Origin of the sequence: Micromonospora sp. NPDC003816, from assembly GCF_042874705.1 — a bacterium.
Classification (GTDB): Bacteria; Actinomycetota; Actinomycetes; order Mycobacteriales; family Micromonosporaceae; genus Micromonospora.
On sequence record NZ_JBIANP010000002.1, the window covers coordinates 586680 to 612740 of the forward strand.

General features: G+C 71.8%; 30 protein-coding genes and 1 riboswitch. Of the genes, 14 read left to right on the plus strand and 16 right to left on the minus strand.

The features are described from left to right. Nucleotides 1-163: 163 nt before the first annotated feature. From ACFYTT_RS08475 to ACFYTT_RS08490, 4 genes are all read right to left on the minus strand, one after another. Nucleotides 164-1162, minus strand: a complete 999-nt coding sequence (locus tag ACFYTT_RS08475; RefSeq protein WP_387258214.1) for a glycosyltransferase — start codon at nt 1160-1162, stop codon at nt 164-166. Between the two features lie 16 nt (nt 1163-1178). Further along, nucleotides 1179-1514, minus strand: a complete 336-nt coding sequence (locus ACFYTT_RS08480; protein ID WP_131056141.1) for a YnfA family protein — start codon at nt 1512-1514, stop codon at nt 1179-1181. An 82-nt stretch (nt 1515-1596) separates the two neighbouring features. Then, nucleotides 1597-1974, minus strand: coding sequence for a sensory rhodopsin transducer (locus ACFYTT_RS08485; RefSeq protein WP_176092433.1), 378 nt, complete (start codon nt 1972-1974; stop codon nt 1597-1599). Further along, nucleotides 1974-3191 carry a D-arabinono-1,4-lactone oxidase gene (locus tag ACFYTT_RS08490; protein WP_387258217.1) on the minus strand — a complete coding sequence of 406 codons (1218 nt, stop codon included), beginning with the start codon at nt 3189-3191 and terminating at the stop codon, nt 1974-1976. Before ACFYTT_RS08490 ends, ACFYTT_RS08485 begins: the two co-directional genes overlap by 1 nt. Before the next feature lie 113 nt (nt 3192-3304). Here ACFYTT_RS08490 and ACFYTT_RS08495 point away from each other — a divergent pair, with 113 nt between their 5' ends. Next, nucleotides 3305-5104, plus strand: coding sequence for a glycoside hydrolase family 15 protein (locus ACFYTT_RS08495; RefSeq protein WP_387258219.1), 1800 nt, complete (start codon nt 3305-3307; stop codon nt 5102-5104). A gap of 231 nt (nt 5105-5335) precedes the next feature. Continuing rightward, nucleotides 5336-6133 (plus strand): zf-HC2 domain-containing protein, encoded by a 798-nt coding sequence (locus ACFYTT_RS08500; RefSeq protein ID WP_387258222.1) that lies wholly within the window; start codon nt 5336-5338, stop codon nt 6131-6133. A gap of 187 nt (nt 6134-6320) precedes the next feature. Here ACFYTT_RS08500 and ACFYTT_RS08505 read toward each other — a convergent pair whose 3' ends face one another. From ACFYTT_RS08505 to ACFYTT_RS08525, 5 genes are all read right to left on the minus strand, one after another. Then, the gene (locus tag ACFYTT_RS08505; protein ID WP_131055030.1) at nt 6321-6902 is read right to left on the minus strand and encodes a sigma-70 family RNA polymerase sigma factor; all 582 of its coding nucleotides are present in this window, start codon (nt 6900-6902) and stop codon (nt 6321-6323) included. A gap of 118 nt (nt 6903-7020) precedes the next feature. Next, on the minus strand, nt 7021-7194 hold the full coding sequence (locus ACFYTT_RS08510) for a CsbD family protein (protein ID WP_131055032.1): 174 nt from the start codon (nt 7192-7194) through the stop codon (nt 7021-7023). Nucleotides 7195-7236: 42 nt separating this feature from the next. Then, on the minus strand, nt 7237-9522 hold the full coding sequence (locus ACFYTT_RS08515; RefSeq protein WP_387258227.1) for a heavy metal translocating P-type ATPase: 2286 nt from the start codon (nt 9520-9522) through the stop codon (nt 7237-7239). Nucleotides 9523-9532: 10 nt separating this feature from the next. Next, the gene (locus tag ACFYTT_RS08520; protein WP_387258229.1) at nt 9533-10510 is read right to left on the minus strand and encodes a hypothetical protein; all 978 of its coding nucleotides are present in this window, start codon (nt 10508-10510) and stop codon (nt 9533-9535) included. A 25-nt stretch (nt 10511-10535) separates the two neighbouring features. Then, the gene (locus ACFYTT_RS08525; protein WP_131055038.1) at nt 10536-10745 is read right to left on the minus strand and encodes a heavy-metal-associated domain-containing protein; all 210 of its coding nucleotides are present in this window, start codon (nt 10743-10745) and stop codon (nt 10536-10538) included. 117 nt (nt 10746-10862) lie between these two features. On the opposite strand from ACFYTT_RS08525, the gene ACFYTT_RS08530 reads away from it, so the two are divergent. From ACFYTT_RS08530 to ACFYTT_RS08540, 3 genes are all read left to right on the plus strand, one after another. Beyond that, nucleotides 10863-11159 (plus strand): metal-sensitive transcriptional regulator, encoded by a 297-nt coding sequence (locus tag ACFYTT_RS08530; RefSeq protein WP_117230386.1) that lies wholly within the window; start codon nt 10863-10865, stop codon nt 11157-11159. A gap of 415 nt (nt 11160-11574) precedes the next feature. After that, nucleotides 11575-12954, plus strand: a complete 1380-nt coding sequence (locus ACFYTT_RS08535; protein ID WP_176092427.1) for a YibE/F family protein — start codon at nt 11575-11577, stop codon at nt 12952-12954. A 166-nt stretch (nt 12955-13120) separates the two neighbouring features. After that, nucleotides 13121-13252, plus strand: a riboswitch (cyclic di-AMP (ydaO/yuaA leader). Between the two features lie 3 nt (nt 13253-13255). Continuing rightward, the gene (locus tag ACFYTT_RS08540; RefSeq protein ID WP_131057347.1) at nt 13256-14272 is read left to right on the plus strand and encodes a hypothetical protein; all 1017 of its coding nucleotides are present in this window, start codon (nt 13256-13258) and stop codon (nt 14270-14272) included. 83 nt (nt 14273-14355) lie between these two features. On the opposite strand, the gene ACFYTT_RS08545 is transcribed toward ACFYTT_RS08540, so the two are convergent. Beyond that, nucleotides 14356-15054 carry a carbonic anhydrase gene (locus ACFYTT_RS08545; RefSeq protein ID WP_131057345.1) on the minus strand — a complete coding sequence of 233 codons (699 nt, stop codon included), beginning with the start codon at nt 15052-15054 and terminating at the stop codon, nt 14356-14358. Between the two features lie 195 nt (nt 15055-15249). On the opposite strand from ACFYTT_RS08545, the gene ACFYTT_RS08550 reads away from it, so the two are divergent. The 4 genes from ACFYTT_RS08550 to ACFYTT_RS08565 all read left to right on the plus strand — a co-directional run bounded on the left by ACFYTT_RS08550 (nt 15250) and on the right by ACFYTT_RS08565 (nt 18398). Beyond that, nucleotides 15250-15585, plus strand: coding sequence for a MarR family winged helix-turn-helix transcriptional regulator (locus ACFYTT_RS08550; RefSeq protein WP_131057343.1), 336 nt, complete (start codon nt 15250-15252; stop codon nt 15583-15585). An 89-nt stretch (nt 15586-15674) separates the two neighbouring features. Next, a complete protein-coding gene (locus ACFYTT_RS08555; protein ID WP_387258233.1) occupies nt 15675-16100 on the plus strand; it encodes a hypothetical protein in 426 nt (141 codons plus the stop codon). Nucleotides 16101-16306: 206 nt separating this feature from the next. Next, nucleotides 16307-17095: a hypothetical protein gene (locus tag ACFYTT_RS08560; protein ID WP_387258235.1), complete on the plus strand. Its 789-nt coding sequence runs from the start codon at nt 16307-16309 to the stop codon at nt 17093-17095. Nucleotides 17096-17219: 124 nt separating this feature from the next. Next, nucleotides 17220-18398 carry an AI-2E family transporter gene (locus tag ACFYTT_RS08565; protein ID WP_387258237.1) on the plus strand — a complete coding sequence of 393 codons (1179 nt, stop codon included), beginning with the start codon at nt 17220-17222 and terminating at the stop codon, nt 18396-18398. 2 nt (nt 18399-18400) lie between these two features. Here ACFYTT_RS08565 and ACFYTT_RS08570 read toward each other — a convergent pair whose 3' ends face one another. After that, nucleotides 18401-19075 carry a dienelactone hydrolase family protein gene (locus ACFYTT_RS08570; protein ID WP_357211448.1) on the minus strand — a complete coding sequence of 225 codons (675 nt, stop codon included), beginning with the start codon at nt 19073-19075 and terminating at the stop codon, nt 18401-18403. Between the two features lie 135 nt (nt 19076-19210). On the opposite strand from ACFYTT_RS08570, the gene ACFYTT_RS08575 reads away from it, so the two are divergent. Further along, on the plus strand, nt 19211-19390 hold the full coding sequence (locus tag ACFYTT_RS08575) for a hypothetical protein (RefSeq protein ID WP_131053168.1): 180 nt from the start codon (nt 19211-19213) through the stop codon (nt 19388-19390). Nucleotides 19391-19434: 44 nt separating this feature from the next. On the opposite strand, the gene ACFYTT_RS08580 is transcribed toward ACFYTT_RS08575, so the two are convergent. Continuing rightward, the gene (locus ACFYTT_RS08580; RefSeq protein ID WP_131053169.1) at nt 19435-21810 is read right to left on the minus strand and encodes a glycoside hydrolase family 65 protein; all 2376 of its coding nucleotides are present in this window, start codon (nt 21808-21810) and stop codon (nt 19435-19437) included. Then, entirely contained in the window at nt 21807-22556 is a 750-nt protein-coding gene (locus tag ACFYTT_RS08585; RefSeq protein ID WP_387258241.1) for a beta-phosphoglucomutase family hydrolase, read from the minus strand. The genes ACFYTT_RS08580 and ACFYTT_RS08585 overlap by 4 nt, the downstream gene beginning before the upstream one ends. Before the next feature lie 171 nt (nt 22557-22727). On the opposite strand from ACFYTT_RS08585, the gene ACFYTT_RS08590 reads away from it, so the two are divergent. The 4 genes from ACFYTT_RS08590 to ACFYTT_RS08605 all read left to right on the plus strand — a co-directional run bounded on the left by ACFYTT_RS08590 (nt 22728) and on the right by ACFYTT_RS08605 (nt 24528). Further along, a complete protein-coding gene (locus ACFYTT_RS08590; RefSeq protein ID WP_387258243.1) occupies nt 22728-23138 on the plus strand; it encodes a hypothetical protein in 411 nt (136 codons plus the stop codon). Nucleotides 23139-23278: 140 nt separating this feature from the next. Then, a complete protein-coding gene (locus ACFYTT_RS08595) occupies nt 23279-23707 on the plus strand; it encodes an SRPBCC domain-containing protein (RefSeq protein ID WP_387258245.1) in 429 nt (142 codons plus the stop codon). Beyond that, nucleotides 23700-24029 carry a helix-turn-helix transcriptional regulator gene (locus tag ACFYTT_RS08600; RefSeq protein ID WP_131053173.1) on the plus strand — a complete coding sequence of 110 codons (330 nt, stop codon included), beginning with the start codon at nt 23700-23702 and terminating at the stop codon, nt 24027-24029. Before ACFYTT_RS08595 ends, ACFYTT_RS08600 begins: the two co-directional genes overlap by 8 nt. Before the next feature lie 22 nt (nt 24030-24051). Further along, the gene (locus ACFYTT_RS08605) at nt 24052-24528 is read left to right on the plus strand and encodes an SRPBCC domain-containing protein (protein ID WP_131053174.1); all 477 of its coding nucleotides are present in this window, start codon (nt 24052-24054) and stop codon (nt 24526-24528) included. A 28-nt stretch (nt 24529-24556) separates the two neighbouring features. Here ACFYTT_RS08605 and ACFYTT_RS08610 read toward each other — a convergent pair whose 3' ends face one another. Genes ACFYTT_RS08610 through ACFYTT_RS08620 form a run of 3 tightly spaced genes read right to left on the minus strand, consistent with a single transcriptional unit; the run spans nt 24557 to nt 26056 of the window. Beyond that, nucleotides 24557-25021, minus strand: a complete 465-nt coding sequence (locus ACFYTT_RS08610; protein WP_387258248.1) for a DUF4442 domain-containing protein — start codon at nt 25019-25021, stop codon at nt 24557-24559. Between the two features lie 55 nt (nt 25022-25076). Beyond that, nucleotides 25077-25265, minus strand: coding sequence for a DUF397 domain-containing protein (locus tag ACFYTT_RS08615; protein ID WP_131053176.1), 189 nt, complete (start codon nt 25263-25265; stop codon nt 25077-25079). Beyond that, nucleotides 25256-26056, minus strand: a complete 801-nt coding sequence (locus ACFYTT_RS08620) for a helix-turn-helix transcriptional regulator (RefSeq protein WP_131053177.1) — start codon at nt 26054-26056, stop codon at nt 25256-25258. Before ACFYTT_RS08620 ends, ACFYTT_RS08615 begins: the two co-directional genes overlap by 10 nt. Nucleotides 26057-26061 lie beyond the last annotated feature (5 nt).

A 26061-nucleotide genomic window follows, 5' to 3' on the forward strand; every position in this document is an offset into this window, starting at 1 on the left:
TTCGTCGCTGAAGGCGTTCGGACCGCTACCTATGGTCACTGCGACGGTGTCGCCGGTCCAGCCCCTGTCGGCGTGCCGACCCACCCGCGATGTCGGCTACGCGGCCTCCGGCCGGGGTCGACGACGCGGCACCGTCCGGCCGGATCACCGACGCGCGCTCGGGTCAGGCGTACTCAGGGAGTCGCCGCGCCACCTCGGTCGGCCCCGGCATCGCGGCGATCTCCCGGGCCAGCGCGGCGGCGGCCTCACGATGCGCCGACCGGCGCGGCAGCAGGCGCGCGGCCTGCTCGGCGACCGCCTCGGCGGACACCTCGTCGGGCCGCAACCGCAGCCCCGCACCGGCGGCCACCACGGCGTCGGCGTTGGCGAACTGGTCGGCGCCCTGCGGGAGGATCAGTTGCGGCAGACCGGCGGTGAGGGCACCGAGCGTGGTGCCGCTGCCGCCGTGGTGCACCACCAGGTCCGCCCGGGGCAGCACCTCCGCCTGCGGCACCCACTCCCGCACGACCACGTCGGCCGGTACGACGCCGATCTCCTCCACCGGCACCCGCCCGGCGGCCACCACCACCCGGGCCCCCAGCCGAGCCAGCCCGGCGACGGCGGTCGTCACCAGGTCAGCGGTCCCGAAGGCGGTCCCGAAGGTCAGATAGACCAGCGGCCCTGACCTGTCGTCGTCCCAGGTCGGCGTCGGTCCCGGTGCCGAGAACGGGACGGGCCGCAGGACGATCCGCTCGGCCGTCGCGGCGAACGTGGCGTCCTGCAACGACGGTGGGCAGATGTCCAGGTGCGGCCGCCCGGGTGCGTCGGCGATCGCGGTCGGCGACTCCAGGCCGATGTGCGGCGGGAACATCCGGCCGAAGCCGTGCCAGAGCCCGGGAATCCCGGCCCGCGCGGCGGCGACGGCCGCCCCGGGTACGCCCCAGCCGTGCACCACCAGATCCGGTGCCAACCGCTCCAGGTCCGGTGCCAGGTCTTCGGCGTACATCTCGTAGAACGTGTCGGCGGGACGGAACGGTCGTAGTCCGTTCGCGGCCAGCGGGGCGTGCACCGCCTCCCCGGCGGCGAAGTGCACCTCGTGCCCGGCCTCGCGGGCGGCGACGGCCAGCGGGATCATCGGGTAGGCGTGACCGATCGAGGCCAGGCTGGCGAAGATCAGACGCATCGAGGTCTCCTACTCGTCAGGCGCCGCGCGGGGCGTACATGATCACGGCCACGCCGAGCAGGCAGATCGCCGCGCCGGTGACGTCCCATCGATCCGGCCGGAACCCGTCGAAGATCATGCCCCACGCCAGCGAACCGGCGACGAAGACGCCACCGTAGGCGGCCAGGATGCGCCCGAAGTTCGGGTCCGGCTGGAAGGTGGCGACGAAGCCGTACGCCCCGAGGGCGAGCACCCCGGCGGCGACGAACCACAGCCCGCGATGCTCCCGCCAGCCCTGCCACACCAGCCAGGCCCCGCCGATCTCGGCGATGGCGGCGAGCACGAACAGCAGCACGGAACGCAGCACGGTCACGGGCCGCACCCTACCCGGATGTAAGCAGGGGACCCCTGCTATGCACCAGGCGTTAGTACGGGTCCCTTCCTTACATCCCGGCCTACCCGGCCGGATGGGCCATGGTGCCGGTGAGCGTGACGGTGCCCGGGAGACGGGAGTCCTGCCGCAGGAACTGCACCACCACCGGCTCCGAGGCGTGCACCACGCAGCCGTACGGGCGGTCCAGGCGGACGGCCTCCGGATCGATCAGGTCGTTGACGCGGACGTGCCGGATCCGTCGGGCACCGACGACGAAGCGGTACGGGCCGACCGGCTCGGCGTCCTCGTAGTAGAAGGTGAGCGTGAGCCGGGCGTCGGCGTCGGTGGTGTTGAGGACGCAGATCTTGTCGAAGCTGGTGAACTCCGGTTCGGGTCCGTTGCTGTCGAGCGGGATGTGTCCGCCCGGCACCACCCAGACGAGTCCACCGAGCTGTCCCATCACGCCTCCTCAAGCAGTCGGGCCAGGTCGGGGGTGAGGAACACCCCGTCCGGGTCGAGTCGACGCCGTGCCTCCCGGAAGTCGTCCCAGTGCGGGAAGAGGGGGCGCAGTTCCCGTGCGGTCAGCCAGTGCTTCTTGCCCCAGTGCGGTCGGCCACCGTACTGCCGGAAGATCGCCTCCATGTCGCGGAAGTACTCCTCGTACGGCAGCGAGGTGTTCTGCAGGCAGGCGATGGTGGTGGTGGGGCGGTCGTACGCGTTGCTGAGCCAGATGTCGTCGGCGGCGATGGTCCGCACCAGCACCCGCCACCCCACGATGCGCCGGTGCCGGTTCAGGATCCGCTTGCGGACCTCGGCGAAGCAGGACGTGAACGCCTCGGCCGGCAGCATGTACTCGATCTCCTCGAACCGCAGGTCCCGGTCCTGTGGGATGGTCCGGTGGGTCGGGCCGATCTCCAGTTCGAGGGGTTCGGTCCACGGGGTCGACTCCAGCGCCTGGCGGGCCACCCACATCTGCCCCTCCGGCAGGTCGTCGGCGCGGTTCATGGTGCGGATCTGGGTCAAATCGCTGCGCGGGTACCAGTAGAAGTCCATGTTGCGGTTGGTGTGCTGCAACTCGGCCAGGTGGTCCAGGGTCCAGTCGACCGGCGCGCACCAGGCCCGTCGGCGCAGTTCGTAGCGGGGCTGCGCGTCAATGGTGATCTTGGTGACCACGCCCAGGGCACCGAGCGACAGCCGCGCGGCGGGCAGCAACTCGGCGTTGCTGGTCGGCGAGATGTCCAGCGTTTCGCCGGTGCCGGTCACCAACCGCACCCCGGTGACCTGAGTGGAGAGGTTGCCGAAGCGGACGCCGGTGCCGTGCGTACCGGTGGCGGTGGCGCCCGCGATCGACTGGTAGTCGACGTCGCCGAGGTTCTCCATCGCCAGACCGGCGTCGTAGAGGCTCTCACCGAGCGCCTTCAACCGGGTGCCGCCCCAGACCGTGAACTGGTCATCGTCCTGGTGGACGACCCCGGCGAGCCGGTCCAGGCTGACCAGCGTCCCGTTGGTGCGGACCAGTGGACTCGACGAGTGCCCCGAGCCGACCGGCCTCAGGTGGGTGCCGGACTCGCGGGCCCGCAACACCAGGTCGCGTACCTCGTCCTCGTCGGCCGGCTCGGCGTTGCCACCGGGGGTGAAGGAGAGGCTGCCGGACCAGTTCACGAACGGCTGGGGCATCACGACCTCTTCTCCGTGGCGAGCGGGGCGCTTACCCGGCCGCGAGCTGGGTATTCATGAACCAAACCCGTGTCGAACGAGCAATTCGGCAACCACGTCCTACCGGAGCTGCGATGACCTATCCCCCGATCGACTCGTACGCCTTTCTCTCCGACACCCACACCGCCGCGCTGGTCGCCGCCGACGGCGCGGTCGAGTGGTTCTGCGTGCCGCACTTCGCCGGTGACGCCGTCTTCGCCCGCCTGCTGGATCGTGAGGTCGGCGGCGCGCTCAACCTCACCGTGGCCGGATGCGCCGCCCCGACCCGGCGGTATCTGCCCGACACGCTGGTGCTGGAGAGCCGGTGGTCGACGCCCGACGGGGTGGCGGTCGTCAAGGACTTCCTCGCGGTGGCGCCGGGCGACGACGCCCAGCCGCTACGCGCGGACAAGGTGCTGGTGCGCCGGGTGACGGTGGAGGAGGGCACGGTCCGGCTGGACGTGCGGATCCGGCCCCGGCCCGACCACGGCGCCCGCGACACCACGTGGGAACAGGTCGACGGACGCTGGCGGGCCGCCGACACCCCGCTCTGGGTCGACACCGACCTGCCGGCCGAGAGCGCCGACGGGGTGCTGCGGATCGAAGCGGAACTCTCCGCCGGCCAGGAGGCGGCCGTGCTGGTCGGCTACGACGAGGACGCCACCCGGGACGTCGACGCCGACGAGATGCTGGCGCGTACCTGCCGGACCTGGCAGGAGTGGTCCACCCGCAGCGACTACGCCGGCTTCGGCGCGGACGAGGTCCGGCACAGCGCGCTGGTGCTGCGCGGGCTCGCGTTCGACGAGACCGGCGCGTTGATCGCCGCGCCGACCACCAGCCTCCCCGAGCACATCGGCGGGGTGCGCAACTGGGACTACCGGTACGCCTGGCACCGGGACTCGGCGCTGCTGCTGCTCGCGTTGTTCCGCCTCGGGCACGCCGAGGAAGGTCGACGCTACCTGCACTTCCTGATCTCCGTCTGCTCCGGTGACCTGCTCACGCCGCTGATCGGCATCCACGGCCACATCGACGAGGAACGCGAGCTGGAACACCTGGAGGGGTACGCCGGCTCCCGGCCGGTCCGGGTCGGCAACGAGGCCGTCGAGCAGGTGCAGTTCGACACGTACGGGCACATCCTGGATGCCGCGCTGGTGTACCACGAGCTGACCGGCGAGCTGACCCAGGACCAGTGGGAGTTGCTCCGCAAGCACGTCGAGGTGATGGCCGACCGGTGGAGCGAGCCGGACCACGGCATCTGGGAGATCCGTGGACCGCGCCAGCACTACGTCAACGCCAAGGTGATGACCTGGGTCTGCCTGGACCGGGGCATCCGGCTGGCCGAGCTGCTCGACGACCGGACGGCGGACGTCGCACACTGGCGTACGGCTCGCGACGCGGTCCACGCCGAGGTGCTGGAACGCGGCTACGACCCGGAGGTCGGCAGCTTCGTGATGGCGTACGGCTCCACCGAGCTGGACGCCTCCCTCCTGCGCATCCCGCTGGTCGGTTTCCTGCCCGGCGACGATCCCCGGATGCAGTCCACCATCGACCGGATCCGGCAGGAGTTGGAGATCGGCCCCGCCCTGGTGCGCCGCTACCGGGCCGACGACGGGCTGCCCGGCGAGGAGGGCGCGTTCCTGCTCTGCTCGTTCGAGCTGGTCTCGGCGCTGGTGCTGGCCGGTCGACGGGACGAGGCCCGCAAGGCGTTCGACCAGCTCCTCAGCTACGCGGGCCCGCTCGGTCTGTACGCCGAACAACTCGACCCCGACGGCACCGCGCTGGGCAACTATCCGCAGGCGTTCACGCACCTGGCCCTGATCGAGGCGGCGATCAACCTCGACGAGGCTGGCGACCGGGACGCCCTGCACGCCTGGGCCGCCCGGGGCGGCTCCTGACCCCGACCCCGGTGCAAGGAAGGGTCCCCTGCTAACGCCTCGTGCATAGCAGGGGACCCTTCCTAACCGCCAAAGCCGAAACCAAACCCAAGCCGGAAGCGAGCCGGAACCGGAACCGGAGCCGCGCCGGAACCGACGGCCTCCTGACCCCCCGCCGCGTGTCGGAGTCCTGACCTCGGCTCTTTCGGGTTCGGCGGGAACCATGCCGGGCCCGGGAGCGACTACGGATACATGGGGTGTGAGCAGTGGCGGGAGATTCTCTCGGCGCAGTTGGACGGCGAGGCGACGGCAGATGAGCAGCGCGGTGTCGATCTGCACCTGAGCAGGTGTGCCGGCTGCCGCCGGTGGTTGAACACGGCGGCGACGGTGACCCGGCGGGCGCGTACCCAGGTGGTGTCCGCGCTGCCGGACCTGACCGCGACGATCCTCGCCGCCGCACCGCCGCCGCGCCCGGGTTGGCGCGTCCGGCTCGCCGCCGTCACGTCCCATGGCGACCTTTTCACGTCGCTGGCCGGACGTGCCCGGACGATCACCGCGCTGCGGGTGTCGCTGGGTCTGCTGGGCGCGGTGCAACTGGTGCTCGGGCTGGCGCAGATCGGCCGGGCCGAGGTGGCCGAGCACGTGCACTCCACCGGCCAGCACCTGTGGCACGAGTCCGCCGCCTGGAACGTGGCGGTCGGCGCCGGTTTCCTCTTCGTCGCGTTGCGTCGGACCGCCCCGTCCGGGCTGCTGCCGATGCTCAGCGCCTTCGTGGCCACCCTGGTCCTGCTCTCGGTCAACGACCTGGTCGCCTCGCAGGTCGCCGTGGAACGGCTGGTCAGCCACGGGTTCCTGGTGGTCGGCTACCTGATCACCGTATTGCTGGCCCGCAGCCTGCGCCGCCCCGGTGACCCGAGTGACCGGCAACGACCCGAGCGCTCCCGCTGGCGACTGCGTCTCGACGAGATCGACGAGCCCGCTCCGCTGCGGCTGCTGCCGCCGCACTCGGCCCAGGCCCGGCACGGCCGCGACGACCGCCGCGCCGCCTGACGACGCGCCCCCACAGGGGCCGGGACGACCGCCGCACACAGCCCCCACAAGACCCGCACCGCCTCAAAACGCAGCCCTCACACGGGCCGCGACAAGCGCCGCGCCGCCCGACAAGGCAGCCCCCACACGGGCCGCGACAGGCGCCGCCTGACAAGCAGCACCAACAAGAGCTGCGCCGACCGCCGCGTCAGCCGGCGGTGCCGTCCCGGCCCCGACGGAGGCGCGGGGTCGCCGTCTCCAGAGCTGCGACGAGGTCCTCGCGGGCGCGGGCCACCCGGGACCGGATCGTGCCGATCGGTACGTCACACACCTGGGCCGCCTCGGCATAGGAGAGCCCGAGTAGTTGGGTGGCGACGAACGCCTCCCGCCGTTCGTGCACGAGCCCGTCCAGCAGCCCGCGCAGCACCACCTGCTCGTCCATGGCGGCCTCGACGCCGGCCGGAGTCGCCTCGGCGGCGGACTGCCAGTCGGCGAGGTTGGCGGTGCGGGGCCGGGACACGGCTGCCCGCACCTGGTCGACGGCGACCCGTCGGGCGATGGAGAGCAGCCAGGTCCGGGCGCTGGAGCGGCCGGCGAACGAGGGCAACGCGCGCCAGGCCCGCAGGTACGTCTCCTGGACCAGGTCGTCGACGTCCCGCACGCCGGGCAGATGGGCCAGGAACCGCCGTACGTCGTGCTGCGTCGCGCGCACGAATGCGGCGGCGGCAGCCTGGTCGCCCCGCCCTGCGGCGAACGCGTACCCGCTGATGTCGTCGGTCACGGCAGTCATCGCCGTATTGGTCGCTCCGGCTCCCGGGTTGGTTCCCGACGACTTCCGAAAAATCATCGACGCATACGACACCGCCGGGCCTGAAGTGCGGCCCGGCGGTGTCGGAGGTGCGATCCGGTCAGCTCCGGAAGGCGTCCTTGATCTTCTCGCCCGCCTGCTTGATGTTGGCCTTCACCTGGTCGCCGCGACCCTCGGCCTCCAACTGCTCGTTGTCGGTTGCCCGGCCGACACCTTCCTTCACCTTGCCGGTGGTGTTCTCGGTGGTGTTGTTCAACTTGTCATCGAAGCCCATGTCAGCCTCCCGGGGTATCGGCTCATGCTCTTGCTACGCGAATCAGGTACCCAGCCGAACCGCATCGGAACCATCCTGTTTCCAAGAAATCGGTCGGAAGCGGCGCAGCCGGAGGCTGTTGGCGACCACGAAGACCGAGGAGAAGGCCATCGCCGCACCGGCGATCATCGGATTGAGCAACCCGGCGGCGGCCAGCGGCAGGGCCGCCACGTTGTAGGCGAACGCCCAGAACAGGTTCCCCTTGATCGTGCCGAGGGTGCTGCGGGCGAGCCGAATGGCGTCCACGGCGGCCAGCAGATCGTCACGGACCAGGGTCAGGTCGGAGGCTTCGATCGCCACGTCCGTGCCGGTGCCCATGGCCAACCCCAGGTCGGCCTGGGCGAGCGCGGCGGCGTCGTTGACCCCGTCGCCGACCATCGCCACCGCCCGGCCCTCGGCCTGCAACCCCGCGACCACCTCGACCTTCTCGGTCGGCAGCACCTCGGCGATCACCTCGTCGATGCCGACCTCGGCGGCGACCGCGCGGGCGACGGTGGTGTTGTCGCCGGTGAGCAGCACCGGGGTCAGACCGAGGGCGCGCAGCCGGCGGACCGCTTCCCGGCTGGTCGGCTTGACCTGGTCGGCCACCGCGAGCATGCCCCGGGCCCGCCCGGCCCATCCGACCAGCACGGCGGTACGTCCGGCCGCCTCCGCTCCGTTCGCCGCCCGCACCAGATCGTCGGGTACGTCCAGTCCCCGCTCCCGCAGCAGCCGGGATCGGCCGAGCAGCACCTCGCGGTCGTCCACGGTGCCGGTCACGCCCAGCCCCTCGACGTTGGCGAACCCGGTGACCGGCGGCAGTTCGCCCAGTTCGTCCGCGCCGGACACCACCGCCCGGGCGACCGGGTGCTCGGAGCCGGACTCCAGCGCGGCGGCCAGCCGCAGCACCTCGGCCCGCTGCTCACCCTCGCCCGCGTGGACGTCGAGGAGCGTCATCCGGCCGGTGGTGACGGTGCCGGTCTTGTCCAGCACCACGGTCTCCACCCGTCGGGTGGACTCCAGCGCCTCCGGCCCCTTGATCAGTACGCCGAACTGCGCGCCCCGCCCGGTGCCGACCAGCAGCGCGGTCGGCGTGGCCAGGCCGAGGGCGCACGGGCAGGCGATGATCAGCACCGCCACGGCGGCGGTGAAGGCGGCGGTCGACCCGGCACCGGAGCCCAGCCACCAACCCAGCGTGCCGACGGCCAGGGCGATCACGATCGGGACGAAGATCCCCGAGATGCGGTCGGCGAGCCGCTGCGCGGCGGCCTTGCCGGTCTGCGCCTGCTCGACCAGCCGGGCCATCTGGGCCAGTTGGGTGTCGGCACCGACCCGGGTGGCGGTGACCACCAGCCGGCCACCGGCGTTGACGCAGCCACCGACCACGGTGTCGCCGACGCCCACCTCGACCGGCACCGACTCGCCGGTGACCATGCTGACGTCGACCGCCGAGGAACCCTCGTGCACCGTGCCGTCGGTGGCGATCTTCTCGCCGGGCCGCACCACGAACCGGTCCCCCACGGCGAGTTCGTCGACCGGGATCCGGGTCTCCACGCCGCCGCGCAGCACGGCGACGTCCTTGGCACCCAGTTCCAGCAGCGCTCGCAGGGCCGTACCCGCCGTGCGCTTCGCGCGGGCCTCGAAGTACCGCCCGGCGAGGATGAACGCGGTGACCCCGGCCGCCGCCTCCAGATAGATGTGGCCGGTGCCGTCGGTCCGGCTGATCGCGAAGCTGAACGGATGGGTCATGCCGGGCGTGCCGGCGGTGCCGAGGAACAGCGCCCAGATCGACCAGCCGAAGGCGGCGAGCGTGCCGACCGAGACCAGGGTGTCCATGGTCGCCGCGCCGTGCCGCAGGTTGACCAGGGCGGCCCGGTGGAACGGCAGTCCGCCGTAGACCACCACCGGGGCGGCCAGCGTCAGCGACAGCCACTGCCAGTAGGTGAACTGCCAGGCCGGCACCATCGCCAGCGCGATCACCGGCACGCTGAGCACCACCGACACCCAGAGGCGGGTACGCAGCACCCGCAGCTCGTCCACCGGCTCGACGGCTTCCGGCGTGTCCTGCCGGGGCGGCGGCACCGCCGCCGTGTAGCCGGTCTTCTCGACCGTGGCGATCAGATCCTGCGGGGTGACCGGGTCGGCGTAGGTGACGGTGGCCTTCTCGGTGGCGTAGTTGACGCTGGCCTGCACGCCGTCCAGGCGGTTCAGCTTCTTCTCGATACGGGCGGCGCAGGAGGCGCAGGTCATGCCGCCGATGGACAACTCGATCAGGTTCGCTGCCGTGGGCAGGGGTCGACTCGTGGTCATGGTTGGTCCCTCAGTCGTGCCCGTGTCCGGGCGTACCGTGCCCGTCGTCCGGTGCGGCGGTCGGACCGACCGGGTCCCCGACGCGCACCGGGTCCCCGACGTGCACGGTGAACTCGGCGGTGCGCACCACCCCGCCGTGGCGGAAGTCGAGATAGAGCCGGTACGCACCGGCGGACGGGAACTCGGTGGCGAAGCTCACCCGTGGTCCGGGCTCGGTGCGCCCGTCGCCCGGCACTCCCTCCGGGTGGACGTGCAGGTACGCCAGGTCACCCTGCCGTAGTGCGACCAGGTGCCCGTACGCCCCGAGGTACGGCTCCAGGTCCGTGACGGGTACGCCGTCGCGCGCGACGGTCAGCGTCAGCGTGGACGGGTGGCCCGGTTGTGGCGTGCCGTCCAGGGTGACCGTGTAGCCGTCGACCGTGGCGGTGCGGGCCGGTGCGGGCAGCGGACGCTCGGTCAGGGCACCGGGGACCGTCACGTCGACACCGAGTGTCAACGGCTCGCCTCCGGTCGGGGTGAAGTCGGCGAACGCCCGCCACACCCCGGGCGCGGTCAGCGGCGTGGCGACCCGCCAGGTGCCGTCGGGCGTCAGCTCGGGGTGTACGTGGCGGAAGCCGGAGAGGTCACGCCGGGCGACGATCAGGTGCATCGGCTTGTCGTGCACCAGGTCGTACCCGGTCACCGGCCGGCTGTCCGGGCCGGTGATCCGGAAGGCGAACTCTCCGGCCGGGGCGCCGACCGGCACCAGCGTGTAGCCGCGTTCGGAGACGAGCAGCCCGCCGGGCAGGTGCCCGGCGGCGCCCGCGTCGTGTCCGGCGTCACCGTCGTGGCCGTTCCGGGCCGGGTCGTCGCCGTGGTCCGCCGTGCCGTCGTGGCCGGTCGCGGTGACCGGGGCCGGCGGCCCGGTCACCTGGCCGACCCCGTACGCGGCGGCGAACACCGCCGCGAGGCTGAGCGCGAAGCCACTCACCTTCGTCGCCGTGTTCATCGGGACACCTCGGTCTCCGGTCGCCTCAGGCGGCGACCAACTCGAAGCCGGCCTCGTCGACTGCGGCCCGGACGGCGGCCGGGTCCAGTGGCTGCTCGCTGGTGACGGTGACCTCGCCGCTGGCCAGGTCGACCCGGACGTCGTCGACGCCGGGGAGCGCGCCGACCTCGGTGCTGACCGCGTTGACGCAGTGGCCGCAGGTCATGCCCTGCACCTGGTACGTGGTGGTGACCATGGCAACTCTCCTCTCCAGGCCCGTCAACCCGGGCCGGGCACCCCGTCGAATACCCTCGGGGGGTATCTACAACCGTGACCGTACCATACCCCCCAGGGGTACGTTATCCTCGTGTTCATGAGCACACCCGCGCCGATCCGCGGCTACACCGCCAGCAAGGACCAACTGCTCGCCCGACTACGCCGGGTCGAGGGGCAGGTACGCGGCGTCGAGAAGATGGTCGACGAGGATCGCTACTGCATCGACGTGCTCACCCAGATCTCCGCGATCCAGGCCGCCCTGGACAAGGTCGCCCTCGGCCTGCTCGACGGGCATGCCCGGCACTGCATGCACGAGGGCGCCGCCGAGGGCCGCGCCGACGAGATGGCCTCCGAGATGATGGCCGCCGTCGGCCGTCTGATGAAGCGCGGCTGACCCGCCCCACCAGCACGCCCGCCTCGGGTGTCGGCTCCGACGCCCGGCATCCGACACACGCTCGCGACCTGCGTTCCGATGCCGACCTGGCTACCATTCGCCACGATGGCCAGCCGATCCGGAGACCTCCCGGCACCCGCCCGCCGTCGGGCACGCACCACCGCCGCAGCAGCCCTCCGGCGGCCCGCCGCCATACCCCCACGGGGTGCCGCAGTCCCGCCACAGCCCTGCTGCGGCCCGGCAGTCCCGCCGCAGCCCTGCTGCGGCTGCCGAGAGCCGGCCCCGCCCTCACGGTACGCAGCCATCCTGCCACGCTCGGGCCATTCCGGATGCCCGCCGCCGTGGCCGACCGGCGGCGCTGAACCATCTCGCCCGCCGGTACGTAGTTCGCCTTGGAATCGTTGGGAGACAATGAATGGGCGCCGACCACACCCGTTCCGCTCCGCCCACCCCACCCCGGGTGCGGCGGATCCTCATCGTGACGGTGGTCCCCCTCTTCCTCGCCACCCTGGTCGCCGCGCTCGTGCTCTGGCCCTCGGACCCGCCCCGGCCCGAGGCCGCCGACGACCTGCCCCGATACCACGGCACGGTCACGCGGGTGGTGAACGAGCCCTGTCCACCGAACCCGGTCGTGCCCGAGGGCACCCCGACCACGGCCGGGCAGCAGTGCGGCACGGTCACCGTGCGGGTCGACAGCGGCCCGGACGAAGGTCAGGACGTGCAGACGCCGTTGCCGGACGGGCCGGGGGCACCCCGGGTCAGCGTCGGCGACGCGATCATCCTGGTCTCCCTGATCGATCCCGAGGATCCCTCGATCAGCAGCTACAACATCGCCGAGCACCAGCGGGGCAAGCCGCTGATCTGGCTCGCGGTGCTGTTCGCCGCCGCCATCGTGGCCTTCGGACGGCTGCGCGGCCTGGCCGCGCTGGGCGGTCTGGCGGCCAGTTTCGCCATCCTGCTCACCTTCGTGCTGCCCGGCATCAGCGCCGGCCAGCCGCCGCTGGTGGTGGCCATCGTCGGCGCGGCACTGATCATGTTCGTGGTGCTGTACCTGACGCACGGCATCTCGGCACAGACCTCCGTGGCCGTCCTCGGCACGCTCGGCAGCCTGGTGCTCACCGGCCTGCTCGGGCTGGCCGCCACCCGGGCCACCCACCTGACCGGTTTCGGCAGCGAGGACGCCACCACGCTCTCCATGTTCCGGGGCGACGTCGACCTGCACGGCCTGCTGCTCGCCGGCATCATCATCGGCTCGCTCGGCGTGCTCGACGACGTCACGGTGACCCAGGCCGCCGCGGTGACCGAACTGCGGCACGCCAACCCGAGCTTCACCCGCCGGGAGCTGTACCGCTCGGCGACCCGGGTCGGCCGGGCCCACATCGCCTCGGTGGTGAACACCATCGTGCTGGCGTACGCGGGCGCGTCGCTGCCGCTGCTGCTCCTGCTCACCGCCGACACCCGCGCGCTCGGCCAGATCGTGACCAGCGAGTTCCTCACCCAGGAGATCGTCCGCAGCGTGGTGGCCACGCTCGGGCTGGTCGCCGCCGTACCGCTGACGACCGCCCTGGCCGCGCTGGTGGTCACCGCCGGGCGGCGGGACACGCCGGAGCCCGGCGGACCCGGCGGCCACGACGACGGGCCGGACGGCGACGGCCCCACCCCACCGACTCCCCGGCCCGGCTCGGACCGGTCCGAGGCACTGCACGCACTCAGCACCGCGCGTGCGCGTGACACATCCCCCGCCACCGGTTCGCGGTGGCCCGATCCGGACAGGAGCACGGACACCACATGGTGACACCCCGCAGCGTGACCGCCCCTGCCGACACGGTTCGTGCCCGTGTCGTTGGTCACCCATCGCGATTACGAAATGACGCATCTAGTCAGGTTCGGGGCGTAGAGACCGACATGGACTCTCGGGTAACCTCACTGCCGGTCACCGCCGAAGGCGCGCAGCGGCGCCTGCGGTGCCACCGCCCAATCGCCGCGAGGCGAGCCGGGGACCCAGGTAGGTGGGGTGAATCCGCGTCAGCGGTAGGGGCCACTTCCGTTCCGAACCCGTCAGCTAACTCGGTCGGCGGTCGATGGAAGGGAAAGAAGTGACGGCACCCCTACGCCGCTGGATGACCCCCGTGGTGGCCGTGTTCGCCGCGTTCGCCGTGTTCGCCGGACCTCTGCCGGCCATGGCCGCGCCGAACCCACCCAGCCCCGCCGAGCACGACGACGACCCGCCGATGCTCAACGACCTGATCGAGTCGGCCAACCGCGACTTCTCCAAGGCCAAGAACCAGCTGGAGAAGTCCAAGAAGCGGCAGCTCAAGCTCGACGTCGAGTTGCGTCGCGCACAGGCCGACCTCGAAGCGCTCAGGCCGCAGGTCGCCGAGATCGCGACGCAGTCGTACCGGACCGGCCGGGTCGGTGCGATAGCGATGTTGTTGCAGAGCAACGCCCCGGACTCGTTCATGGACCGCGCCTCCGCCCTCGACGAGTTGAACCTGTTCAACGACAAGAAGTTGGGCGAGGTCAACGCGATCCGGGAGCGCGCGGACCGGGCCAAGCTCGCGTCCGACGCCGAGGTCCGCGAGCAGCAGAAGCTGACCAACGACATGGCGCGTAAGAAGACCGAGGCGGAGAAGTCGCTCCGCCTGGTCGGTGGCGAGAGCCTGACCGGTGGCCTGGTGGCCGCCACCTCACCGGTCGCCCGGGTGGCACCGAACCGCGCGTCCGACGGGAGTTGGAAGGCGGAGTCGTGCAACCAGAACGACCCGACCACGTCGGGCTGCATCACGCCGCGCACGCTGCACATGTACAAGGAGGTCAAGCGGGCCGGCTTCAACCGCTTCGTCGGCTGCTGGCGGCCCGGTGACAAGTTCGAGCACCCGAAGGGCCGGGCCTGTGACTGGTCGTTGCAGAACAGCGGGTTCAGCCCCTGGCACAACGACGACACCCGGATCTACGGCAACAACCTGGCGGCCTTCCTGGTCCGCAACGCCGACCGGCTCGGCATCTACTACGTGATCTGGAACCGGCAGATCTGGTTCCCGACCGAGAACCGGTGGCGGTCCTACAGCGGCCCGTCCAACCACACGGACCACGTACACGTGTCGCTGCTCTGAGCAGCGTCCCGGCGACCTGAGAGGGCCGCTCCGCCGTCTGGCGGAGCGGCCCTCGTCGTCCGTGTCGGTGGGCGGCCCGAGGGTCAGCCCACCGGAGTGACCACGCCCGCCATCTCGGCGGGTTCCGCCGCGACGGTCCGCACCTCACCGGCGGCCAGTCGGTAGGACATGCCCACCACCGCGCACCCGCCGGCGGCCACCTCGGCGGCCAACGCCTCGGAGGACTCCAGCATCGCCTCGACGGTCTGCGCGATGTGGATGTCGACGATCGCGTCCAGGTCGTCGATCCCCGCCCGCTCGGCCCGGCGCAGGCTGGGCACCACCGCGTCCACCACGGCACGCAGGTGGCCCGTCGGCGCGGTCCCGGTGGCCGCCGCGGCACGGGCCGCCTGGACGGCACCGCACGAGTCGTGCCCGAGCACCACCACCAGCGGGGTACGCAGCACGCTCACCGCGTACTCGACGCTGCCCAGCACCTCGGGGCCGATGGTGTGGCCGGCGGTGCGGACCACGAAGAGATCACCCAACCCACGGTCGAAGATGATCTCCGCAGCCAACCGTGAGTCGGAGCAGCCCACGATCACCGCGAAGGGGTGCTGCTCGGCGGCGACGGCGGCCCGGTGGCTGGCGTTCTGGTTGGGGTGCCGGAGCGTGTCGCTGACGAAGCGGCGGTTTCCGGCGACCAGTTCGGCGAGGGCGCGCTCCCGCGAGCCGGGAAGGTCAGCGGTCAGGTACTCGCGTTCGGGACCGGGCTGCGCTCCGATCGTTCCGGGTCGACTCATCCGGCGTCACCTCGCCTCTCGGTGGAATGCCTGGTCATCCCGGCCGGCGCTGGCCACGGGCTGCCACCAACCGTCACACGCAGCGCAAGGCGCGTCAAGCTATGCGTGATCTGCATTTCATGTATTCCAGAACGCTTGCCAACCGGCGCGGGCGGGTGCGGGCGCAGCCCGAGTACGTCAGGGGCAGGCCATACGATGGCGGGCATGGCGACCTCAGACGAGCGAGAAAGCACCCGGAACTGGACTTTCTTGACAAACCACGCGCACGTGCTGCTCGCCATCGCCCGCAACCCCACCGCCCGGCTGCGCGACGTCGCCGGTGAGGTCGGGGTCACCGAACGCGCCGCCCAGGCGATCGTCGCCGACCTGGAGGCGGGCGGCTATCTGCACCGCACCCGGGTCGGCCGCCGCAACGAGTACACCCTCAACCCGGCCGGGCGGTTCCGTCACCCGGCGGAGGCCGACCGCCACATCGGCGACCTGCTCGCCCTCTTCACCGACGCGCCCTCGACCGCGAGCGGCGATCGCTGACCGTCCACAGTCGACGACGTGGCGTGGTTCACCGACCCGACGGGGGCTGCGCCAATGCGTTCTCCGCACCGAAACGATAGGTTGAACACGTGTCGTCCGCCGTGCTCGCCCGTCCCCTGTGGCCGGCGACGCTGCGTACGCTGCGGGAGCTGACCCGGCTGGCACTGGCCGCCCTCGTGGTGGCGGTCGGCCTCGGCACGGCCGTCGCCGACCTGCCACTGCGCCCGACCGACGACCAGCCGACCCATGCCGTCGCCGACCATCGCGCCTGGTCCGTCACCGCCGACGTGCCGACCTGGCCGGGCACGGTCGCACCGGTCACCGAGCACGTGCGGGCGTCCGCCGCGCTGTCGACGTCGCCGACGCAGCCCACGGCGCCGACCGCGCCGCCGGCCCACCCCGAGCCCGCCGCCGAGTCCGGCTCGGCCGGCACCACCACGGTCCACCGGCCCGCCGCGCTGCGGCTCGCCGTCGGCCACGGCGAGCCGCTCCGTCGCGGTCCACCGACGGCCTGACCGACGGCCCGCCCCCAGGACGCCCTCCGGCCCGCGCCCGTCCGCCGACCCGGCCCCGACCTCGATCCCGACCGACCGTCGCCGAGCGTCCCGGGCACACCGCCGTCGCGGACCCGTCCGGCCCCGCCGCCGTCCTGTCGCCGCCCTCGGCGACCACAGACCTTGCCCAGTCGACGACCCTCATCCGACCGCGAGAGGTGTTGATGATGCGAACCGCTCTCTCCTACGTCCTGCCCGACGTCCCCCGGGCCGCCGTGATCTGGCTGACCCTGCTGGGCGTGGTGATCCTGGCCCTCGCCGCCCTGCTGCTGCGCCCCCGACGACTCCTGCGCTTCGACGCGGGCGCCCGGATCCGCGAGGCGGCACTGCCGAGTCGCACCGAGCACACCGAGGAACAGCGCGACCAGGACCGCTGGGCGGAGGAGGTCGCCGTCGCCGCCGACCGCGCCGACGCCACGGCCCGCCGCCGCCGCGAGGAGTGGCTCGCCGCGCAGGACGAGGCCGAACAGGCGTGGCAGGCGTACGAGACGGCGGAGGCGGACGTCCGCCGACTCACCGCCGCCACCGGCATGCCGCTGCCGCAGACCCCGCGCACCCCCGCCGAGTACGCCGACCGGGAGCGCTGGCTGCACCGGGCGGCGATGGAGGCGTACTGGCGGCGGGAGCTGTCGGTGGAACAGCTCAGCGACGTCTTCGCCCACCGGGGCTGGGACCCGCGGCGGCACCCGGTCGAGCAGGAGCTGGCGCTCCGTCGGGCGGTACGCGACCACCTGTTCGCACGCCAGCAGACGGCCCACGCCCAGGAGCAGGAGCGCTGGCGGGCCGCCGAGCTGGCCGTCGCCGCAGCCCGCAGCCTGCGCGACGAGGCGCTCTCGGCACTGCTGCCACAGGTCGAGGAACGCGAGTCGGTGCTGCCGTTGACCGCGCTGGGTGGGGTCGAGCAGACCCGCGAGATGCCGACCGTGGTGCGCGGCCGGGCGGCTGCCGCGTACTGACCGGGTCTGCCGCGACAGGCAGATAGCGCGAACCTCCCCCGGCCCGTCGGGCGGGAACCTAGCGTGGGACCGGTGTCGGACGGACACCGGCCGGGTACGACCTCGCCGGGAAGAGGAGGCCGACGTGGTCGCACGGGGTGACGGGCGTAAGCCCGAGGAGTCGACGCGGCGGAGTGCCGGGCCGAGACAGACCTGGGCGGCTCTGCCCTGGCTGGTGCGCACGGCGGTGGTCTGGAGCGCCTGCCTGGTGGTGATCGCCGCCGGTCTCTACCTGCTGGCCCGGATCACGATGCTGGTCACGCCGCTGGCCATCGCGCTGGCCGTCACCTTCTTTCTGGCCGCACTGCTCGACCCGGTCCAGCTCGCGTTGCGCCGGCTTCGCCTGCCCGCCGCACTGGCCGCGCTGCTCACCGTCCTGCTCCTGCTCGGCGTCCTGTCCGGCGTGGGCGTGCTGGTCTGGAACATGACCGCGGGCCAGTTCAGCGAGTTGGGCGACGAGTTGCGGCAGGGCCTGGAACGCAGCCGCGACTTCGTCACCTCCACGCTGCCGGTCACCGACGCGCAGCTCGACGGCCTCGTCGACCAGCTCCGCCAGGCAGTCAGCCAGCAGGAGGTCGACCCGGTCGCCAGCGCGCAGACGGTGGCCGAGGTGTTCGGCTCCGTCCTGCTCGCCCTGGTGCTGCTCTTCTTCCTGCTGAAGGACGGCCGGTCGATGTGGCACTGGACGTTGCGCCGGGCGGGCGGGCCGAACCGGGAGATCGCCGCCAAGGCGGGTCGGGTCGGCTGGCGCACGCTCGGCTCGTACAGTCGGGGCACCATGCTGATCGCGGCGATCGACGCCATCGGCATCGGTCTGGCGCTGGTGCTGCTCGGTGTGCCGCTGGCCTTCCCGTTGGCATTGATCACGTTCATCGGCGGGTTCGTGCCGATCATCGGCGCCACCGTGGCCGGCGCGGTCGCGGTGCTGGTGGCGCTGGCGGCCAACGGCCCCACCACCGCCCTGCTCACTCTGGGCGCGGTGATCGCCGTCCAGCAGATCGAGGGCAACCTGCTCGAACCGCTGATCATGAAGCGGCAGGTCCGGCTGCACCCGGTGGTGATCCTGCTCGCGGTCACCGCCGGCACGCTCATCGCCGGCATCGCGGGCGCCTTCGTCGCGGTCCCGATCGCCGCCGTCGTCTGGCGGGTCGTCGACAGCGTGCAGCAGCAGCGTCAGGCCGCTGCGGCGGAGCGACGCTGGACCAGGATCATCCGGGGGCGGACGGCGCAGTCCCGTGCCCGCAGGACGGTCCGCAAGGTCTGACCTCAGCCCGACGCCGGGACCGGCTGGGGACGCAGGTGGTCGCGGAACCAGCCGGCCGCCGCCTCGGCCACCTGTTCCAGCGTCCCGGGCTCCTCGAACAGGTGCGTCGCGCCGGGCACCACCCGTAGGTCGGTCGGCGCGGCCATCCGGTCCCGGGCCTGCTCGTTGAGCGTGATGACCTGCTCGTCGAGGCCACCAACGAGCAGCAGGGTGGCGGCGCGCACCTCACCCAGGGCGGCTCCAGCCAGGTCGGGTCGGCCGCCCCGGGACACCACGGCGTGGACCATGTCGGGCCGCCGCGCCGCCGCGATCAGGGCGGCGGCGGCACCCGTACTGGCGCCGAAGAGACCGATCGGCACCGCGCCGAAGGGCCGCGCGGCGGCCAGCCAGTCCAGGGTCGCGACCAGCCGGTCGGCCAGCAGCCCGATGTCGAAACGCAGCTCGGCGGTGACCGCGTCCACCTCGTCCTCGGCCCGGGTGAGCAGGTCGACCAGGACGGTGCCGAGCCCGTCGGAGGTGAGCCGGTGGGCGACCGAGACGTTGCGGGGGCTGTGCCGGGAACTGCCGCTGCCGTGCGCGAACAGCACCGCACCGGACGTGCCGGTCGGCACCAGCAGGTCGGCCGAGAGCTCCACCTGACCCGCCGGGATCGTCACCTCGCCACCGCGTACGTCCATCTCGCCTCCCGGTCCCTCGCATACCCCGGCGGGCGGACCGCACGCGCGTTTGTGTCCGGAGGCGGCGGGTAGCCGACGGAGGACCGCAGACGGACCGGCGCCCGTGGCGTCGGCGAGCAGATCGCGAGGACCGTCATGCCGCATCACCACCGTGAGCCCGTGCAGAAGGCCGCCGATCGCGAGCGGAACGAACAGGACACCCGGCGCGGACGGGACTGGGCGGACGAGGCGGCCCAGGCACGTGACGCCGACGATCCCCGGGCGAGGGCACCGCACGACGCCACCGGCCGCCCGTCCCAGGGCGAACCGATCTGAACGGTCCGCGTCGACCGGCGGTCCGCCGGTCGACGCGGTGCGTCTCAGGTGGGAGTTTCCGGGAGCCGGAGCAGTGGTGCCCGGCCCGGAGCCTGCTCCGGCGGCGGCAGGTCGTCGGCGGCCGGCGGGATCGGTACGGTGACCGCCTCGTCGCAGGTGACCCGGATCGACGTGCCGTAGTGCCGGACCTCCATCGACGCGTCGTTCGCGGCGTGGTGCAGCGAGTACGTCGTCTCGTGCGGACGCACGTCGACCCGTAGCCGCATCCCGCACCACTGGAGCGAGAAGGCCAACCGGCTCAACCCGCTCGACAGGCGCGGCGCGAACGACGGCACCCCGTCATGGTCCCGAAGGCCCCCGAAACCACCGACCAGCGCGATCCACGCCCCGGCGAGGGAGGCCATGTGCACCCCGTCGCGGGTGTTCTCGTTCAGGTCGTGCAGGTCCATCAGCGCGGCCTCGCGCAGATAGCTGTGCGCCAGCTCGGTGTAGCCGACCTCGGCCGCCAGCACCGCCTGCGTGCAGGCGGAGAGCGAGGAGTCCCGGACGGTACGCCGCTCGTAGTAGAGGAAGTTGCGCAGCTTCTCCTCGGGCGTGAACGCGTCCCCGCGCCAGTGCATCGCCAGCACCAGGTCGGCCTGCTTGACCACCTGCTTGCGATACAGGTCGAAGTACGGGTAGTGCAGCAGCAGCGGGTACTTGTCCGACGGGGTGTCGGCGAAGTCCCACTCCTGGAGCCGGGTGAAGCCCTCCACCTGCTGATGCACGTCGATCTCGTCGTCGTACGGGATGTGCATGGCCGAGGCGGCGTCGCGCCAGGCGGCGGCCTCCTCGTCGGTGACACCGAGATGGAACGCCTCGTCGCGGTAGCGCATCGCCACCTCGGCGGCGGTCTGGAGGTTCCGCTGCGCCATCAGGTTCGTGTAGATGTTGTCGTTCTTCACGGCGGTGTACTCGTCCGGGCCGGTCACCCCGTCGATGTGGAACTGGCCGTTACGGTCGTGGTGCCCGAGCGACCGCCACAACCGGGCGGTCTCCACCAGCAGGGTCAGCCCGATCTCCCGCTCCAGTTCGCGGTCACCGCTGACCAGCACGTACCGGCGCATCGCGTCGGCGATGCCGGCGGCGATGTGGAACGCGGCCGTGCCCGCCGGCCAGTAGCCGGACGACTCCGGCCCCTCGATGGTGCGCCAGGGGAAGGCCGCACCCTGGAGGTTGAGTGTCCGGGCCCGCTCGTGTGCCTGCTCCAACGTGGAGAACCGCCAGTACAGCGCGTCCCGCACCGCCGCCGGATGGGTGTACGTGAGCACTGGCAGCACGAACATCTCGGTGTCCCAGAACGCGTGGCCGTCGTACCCGGGACCGGTGAGCCCCTTGGCGCTGATCGGCCGACGTTCCGCGCGGGCACCGGCCTGGAGCACGTGGAACAGCCCGAACCGGACCGCCTGCTGCACCTCCGGATCGCCCTCGACCTCCACGTCGGCGGCGTCCCAGAACTCGTCGAGATACTCCCGCTGCTCGCGGACCAGCCCGTCCCAGCCGTCGAGTCGCGCGGCGGCGAGCGCGGCACCGACCTGGTCCCGCAGGGCCGGCAACGACCGGCGGCTGGACCAGCCGTAGGTCAGGTACTTCACCACTCGGAGCGTCTGACCCGGCTCCAGCACGCAACCGATGGTGGTCCGCACCCAGTCCTCGTACCCCTCGGACTCCACGGTGGTCCGCGCGGGCGAGTCGACCTCGTGTTCCATCGCGGCGGCGACCCGCAGGCCGGACACCTTGGTCCGGTGGATCAACAGCCCACCGTCCTCCGTGGTCAGCTCCTCCTCGGCCTCCAACGGAGACTCCAGCACGGCGGCGACCCGGGGGTCGCGGCTCTGCGGCGGCAGCGTCTCGTTGGCCACCAGCTCCGACTGGACGATCAGCCGCAGCGGCTTGCCGTCGGCCACCTCCACCTCGTAGCGGATGGCGGCCACCGAACGCTGCCGGAAGGAGACCAGCCGGGTGGTGTTCACCCGCACCTCGCGCCCGGCCGGCGAGCGCCAGTGCAGGGAGCGGTGCAGCGTCCCGGCCCGCATGTCGAGCACCCGCTCGTGGGCGAGCACCTCGCCGTACCGGACGTCGAGCGGCTCGTCGTCGACCAGCAGCCGGATCAGCTTGCCGTTGGTGACGTTGACGATGGTCTGGCCGGACTCCGGAAAACCGAAACCCGCCTCCGCGTACGGCAGCGGGCGCAACTCGTAGAACGAGTTGAGGTAGGTGCCGGGCAACCCGTGCGGCTCGCCCTCGTCCAGGTTGCCACGCAACCCGACGTGCCCGTTGGAGAGGGCGAAGACCGACTCGGACTGGGCGAGCACGTCCATGTCGAGGCGGGTCTCCCGCACGTGCCACGGCTCGACCGGGTACGCCCGCTCCCGGATCATTCGTGCCGCCCGGTGAGCAGGTCGGCGAGGTCGGCGACGACCACGTCGGCGCCGTGCGCGCGCAACTCGTCGGCCTGACCCGCCCGGTCCACCCCCACCACGTATCCGAACCCGCCGGCCTTCCCGGCGGCGACACCGGCCAGCGCGTCCTCGAACACCACAGCGTTCGCGGGATCGACGCCGAGCAGCTTCGCCCCGGCGAGGAAGGTGTCCGGCGCGGGCTTGCCGCGCAGCCCTTCGGCCCGTGCGGTCAGCCCGTCCACCCGGGCCTCCAGCAGTGGCTCCAGCCCGGCCACGGCCAGCACGTCCCGGCCGTTGGCGCTGGCGGTGACCACCGCCCGACGCAGCCCCGCGTCGCGTACCGCCTTGAGGTACGCCACCGAGCCCGGATAGACGTCCACACCGGCGGTCCGCATCCGTTCCAGCACCAGCGTGTTCTTGCGGTTCCCCAGGCCGTACACGGTCTGCGCGCCCGGCGGGTCCTCCGGCGTTCCCTCCGGCAGCGTGATGTCCCGTGAGGCGAGGAAGGTGCGTACGCCGTCCAGGCGGGGCCGCCCGTCGACGTAGCGGTGGTAGTCCGGACCCGGATCGAACGGGCGGAAGGGCTCACCGGTGGTGGCCGCGTGCCGCCGCAGGAAGTCGTCGAAGGTCTCGGTCCAGGCGGCGTTGTGCAGCCGGGCGGTCTGCGTCAGCACACCGTCCAGGTCGAAGAGACAAGCGGTCACATGGTCAGGCAGGCCGAGCACCGTACCAATCTATCCACGGCCACCAGCCCGCAAACGCACTTCGACCGACCCGGGCGTGCCGTGCAGTGGGTCCTCTGCTCGGCACGTCGCGCCTCAAGTTGCCGGAAGTGAGGCTCACTCATACGTTGATCGCAGCAAGCATCGTGAAGCGAGTCATCACGGGGAGTCTCGTTGTCCGGTACGCAGCCCACCAAGGACCCGGGACTCCTGGTCCTCGCCCTGCTGATGTCGTCGATGGCCAGCCTGACCGGCCTCTTCGTGGTGGTCTTCTGGCCGGTGGCGGCCTGGCTCGGCGCTCTGTTCGGCGTCGCGCTGAAGCTCATCATGTTGGTCTCCTGGCGGCTGACACGCGGCGGCTGGCGTCGCAACATCGCGCCGAAGGAGGCACACAGACTCGCGAGCACCGGCATCGCGTTGCTGGCTCTCGTTGCCCTGGGGGCGGCGATCAACGTGGTCCTGCCCATGCTCGCGGATGACGGCGCCGTCGTCCGGACGGTTCCCTGGATCACGCTGGCACTCATAGCGGTCTGCTCCGTCCTGATGGCCGTCACCGGTCGAGTCGCCCTGAGGCGGTCGCAATGAGACGGCGAACCGTGTCCTTTCCGGTCGCGCTCCTTCTCAGGGTCGCCTGACCGACGAGGTTCGCCGCAACAGTTGACGCAACCATTTAGTTGCCATACCTTCTTTAGCAACCCACTGGTTGCTACAGAAGGGGTGCGACGATGGGATTTCCCGACCGGATCGAACGCACCGTGCGGATAGCCCGCCCGGTCGACGACGTGTGGGCGGCGATCACCAGCGCGGAAGGGCTCGGCACCTGGTTCGGTCAGCGCGCCGAGGTGGACCTGCGCGTCGGTGGCATCGCCACGGTTTCCTGGGACAGCGGCGAGCGGTCGCAGTTGCGGATCGAGCGACTCGAACCGAAAACGATCTTCGGCTACACGTGGCCCGTGCACGGGCTGCCCGCCGACGACCCGCGCCGCACGTACGTCGAGTTCACCCTGACCGCCGACGGCGACGGCACCAGCCTCACCGTGGTCGAGACCGGGTTCGCCCAGCTCGGCCCCGACGAACACGACGTGGCGTTCGCGGGCAACACCCGAGGCTGGGCGAGCGAGCTGGACGAGCTGGTCACCTATCTCCATGACTGACCCCGCGTCCGAGGCCGTCGCGGAGGCGGTGTTCGTCGCCCTGGCCGACCCGAACCGGCGCGCCATCCTCGCCGCCCTGGCCGAGGGCGGCCCGGCCACCGCCACCGACCTCGCCGCCCGGTTGCCGATCACCCGCCAGGGGATCGCCAAGCACCTCGCCCTGCTCGCCGAGGCGGGCCTGGTGAGCGCCGAGCCGGGCGAGCGCCGCCGCGTGCGCTACCGCCTGCGATCAGCGCCGATGCAGGTCGCCCAGCAGTTCCTGGCCGCCCTGGCCCGGGACTGGGACGGCCCGCTCGCCGCCCTCCGCACCCATCTCGAATGACATCGATCGAAGGACAGGAACCATGACCGAGCAGAGTTTCACCACCACGTTCGTGGTCGACCAGACCCCGATGCGGGTGTTCGACGCCGTCAACGACGTACGCGGCTGGTGGTCGACGGAGATCGACGGGCCGACCGACGTCGCCGGTGCCGAGTTCTCCTACCACTACAAGGACATCCACCGGTGCCGCTTCCGGATCGTGGAGTTCGTGCCCGGCGAGACGGTCGAGTGGCTCTGCGTGGAGGGTTACTTCAACTTCACCGCCGACCCGCAGGAGTGGACCGACACCCGGATCCGATTCGACATCGCGCCGGAGGGCGAGGGCACCCGGCTGCGCTTCACCCACGTCGGCCTGACCCGGCACCACGAGTGCTACGACGTCTGCGCGAACGCCTGGGGTGGCTACGTGGGCAGCAGCCTCCGGACCCTGATCGCCACCGGCAGCGGCGACCGCGACAACGAGGTCCGCAACGCCGAGGCGTTGCAGCAGCGCCGCTGACCCTCGTCAGCTCGACCAGGCCCTTGCGTCAGTTCGGGCGCAGCGTCCAGATGACGGTCATCTCCGAGGTCGGCTTGCCCTCGTCGGTGGCGATCTCCACGCGTACCGGGAACTCCGGTCGCTCGCCGGCGTCCAGCTCCGCGATCACCTCGGCCGGCGGGCGACCGAGCCGCGCCGTCGCCAGCACCGGGCCCAGGGCGAGCTTGCGGTACGCGATCTCGGCGCGTACCGCCAATGGCGTGGCCCGGTCGAGCAGGTGGCCGAACGCGGCCATCACCACCGCGCCGGAGGCGGTCTCGCCGAGGGTGAACACGGCCCCGGCGTGCGGGCCGCCGACGTGGTTGTGGGTGGCCGGCGAGTCGGGCAGGCGCACCACGGCCCGGACCGAGCCCTCCGCCTCCGGTGCCACCTCGACGAATTCGAAGCCGAGCGTACGGGCGAAGGGCACCGCCTGGAGCATGGCGGCTGCCACCTGCCGCGAGTCGATGGTCATGCCCGCACGCTACCGGTAAGTAACTTAACCGACAAGGCCACGCGACGGAGCGGGGTCAGCGGCTCTTGGTGGACTCCACGAAGGCTCGCCAGGTCTCGGGCGTGAAGGTGAGCACCGGCCCCTGCCGGTCTTTGCTGTCGCGCACGCCGACGACCTGCGCCAGGTTGTCGGCCACCTCGACGCAGTCGCCCTGGTTGCCACTGCTGCGGGTGCTCTTGCGCCAGATCGCACCGGTCAGGTCCATGCTTCCGCCGCCTCCGAGATCATCTTGAGGGTGGCTCCCTGGGGCAACGCCTCGGCCCGGACAGCCTCCCAGTTCTGCCGCAGGGAGTTTACGTCCACAGTGCGCTCCACGATGCTGCCGCGCATCTGGTTGTCGAGGTAGGCGATGTCGTCGCCCTCCGGCGGGGTGGCGATCACGAAGGCACCGTTGAGCCCCGGATAGGCGCCCACCCCCTTCGGCACGATGTGCAGGTGCACCTTGATCCGACGCCCCACCTCCACCAGGTGCAGCAACTGCTCCCGCATCACCTTCGGCCCGCCGACCGGGCGCTCCAGCACCGTGTGGTCGAGGACCGCCACCAGCAGCGGCGGATTGGGCCGGGCGAGCACCTGCTGCCGGGCGAGCCGGGCGGCCAGCGGCGCCTCGACCTGGTCGCCGAAGAGTTGGCTCGCGCCCTCGTAGAGCGCGCGGGCGTACCCCTCGGTCTGGAGCAGGCCCGGCACCACCAACGGCTGGAAGCTGCACAGGGAGGTCGCCTCCTGCTCGATCGTGACCCACTCGCGGAACCACGGCATCAGGCTCTCCTTGAGGATCGCCTCCCGGACCCGCACCAACAGCCCCTCGCCGTGCAGGACGTCGTCGCAGCGCACGGTGAACTCCTCCCGGGGCGCCCGGCGACACTGCTCGACCGCCGCCACCAGCGAGGCCGAGTAGCTGATCTGCGTGCCGAGCGCCTCCTGGGAGAGGCCCGCCTTGGTCCGCAGCCGGCGTAACTCACCGGCGAACAGCTCCAACATGGGTAACCGATCCATCTGCA